We start from the raw sequence: 1,398 nt of genomic DNA on the forward strand, positions 1-1,398 counted from the left end.
GTATTCGGAGTTTGCATCGGTTTGGTAAGTCGGGATGACCCCCTAGCCGAAACAGTGCTCTACCCCCAGCAGTGATACACGAGGCGCTACCTAAATAGCTTTCGAGGAGAACCAGCTATCTCCGAGCTTGATTAGCCTTTCACTCCGATCCACAAGTCATCCCCTACCTTTTCAACGGGAGTGGGTTCGGTCCTCCAGTCAGTGTTACCTAACCTTCAACCTGCTCATGGATAGATCGCCCGGTTTCGGGTCTATACCCAGCGACTAAACGCCCTATTAAGACTCGCTTTCGCTACGCCTCCCCTATTCGGTTAAGCTCGCCACTGAATATAAGTCGCTGACCCATTATACAAAAGGTACGCAGTCACCCAACAAAGTGGGCTCCCACTGCTTGTACGCATACGGTTTCAGGTTCTATTTCACTCCCCTCTCCGGGGTTCTTTTCGCCTTTCCCTCACGGTACTGGTTCACTATCGGTCAGTCAGTAGTATTTAGCCTTGGAGGATGGTCCCCCCATATTCAGACAAGGTTTCACGTGCCCCGTCCTACTCGATTTCACTCAAAAGACCCTTTCGTATACGGGGCTATCACCCACTATGGCCGCACTTTCCAGAGCGTTCTACTAAAGTCTTTCAAGCTTAAGGGCTACTCCCCGTTCGCTCGCCACTACTAAGGGAATCTCGGTTGATTTCTTTTCCTCAGGGTACTTAGATGTTTCAGTTCCCCTGGTTCGCCTCTTGCACCTATGGATTCAGTACAAGATACCTGGGTTATCCCAGGTGGGTTTCCCCATTCAGAGATCTCCGGATCACAGCTCGTTTGCCAGCTCCCCGAAGCTTTTCGCAGGCTACCACGTCTTTCATCGCCTCTGACTGCCAAGGCATCCACCGTATGCGCTTCTTCACTTGACCATATAACCCCAAGCAATCTGTCTCTCGACAACAGCCTCGGATCGATCAGTGAAGACGACATTCGCCGAAAATTCGCGCTTGAACTCGCAAATTTTGCCTTGATTAACTGATTGCAGTGAAAACAATCAGCTAGTCACTTCTATCACTTTCCCGAATTTTTAAAGAACGATTCCAGACAAAGTCCAGAAATCAACATTCGATCCCGAATGCTCATTTCTAGCCTCTACCGCCGAACTGGTGGAGCCAAGGAGGATCGAACTCCTGACCTCCTGCGTGCAAAGCAGGCGCTCTCCCAGCTGAGCTATGGCCCCAATGTCGGCTGGCCTTACGACCCCGCGACAATTGGTGGGTCTGGGCAGATTTGAACTGCCGACCTCACCCTTATCAGGGGTGCGCTCTAACCAACTGAGCTACAGACCCAATCGCCTCTCGCAACTGAATCAAGCAATTCGTGTGGGTACTTATGAAGAAGCCAGTGTCTTCGATT

The 1,398-nt window shown here is 50.9% G+C and carries 2 tRNA genes and 1 rRNA gene; all 3 read right to left on the minus strand.

Going from position 1 to position 1,398, the window contains the following annotated elements:
- Nucleotides 1-911, minus strand: a 23S ribosomal RNA gene (locus tag H165_RS0118070); the annotation flags it as partial.
- A gap of 235 nt (nt 912-1,146) precedes the next feature.
- Nucleotides 1,147-1,222, minus strand: a tRNA-Ala gene (locus H165_RS0118075).
- 32 nt (nt 1,223-1,254) lie between these two features.
- Nucleotides 1,255-1,331, minus strand: a tRNA-Ile gene (locus H165_RS0118080).
- Nucleotides 1,332-1,398: the final 67 nt, after the last annotated feature.

The sequence above is a fragment of the Pseudomonas thermotolerans DSM 14292 genome (assembly GCF_000364625.1).
Classification (GTDB): Bacteria; Pseudomonadota; Gammaproteobacteria; order Pseudomonadales; family Pseudomonadaceae; genus Aquipseudomonas; species Aquipseudomonas thermotolerans.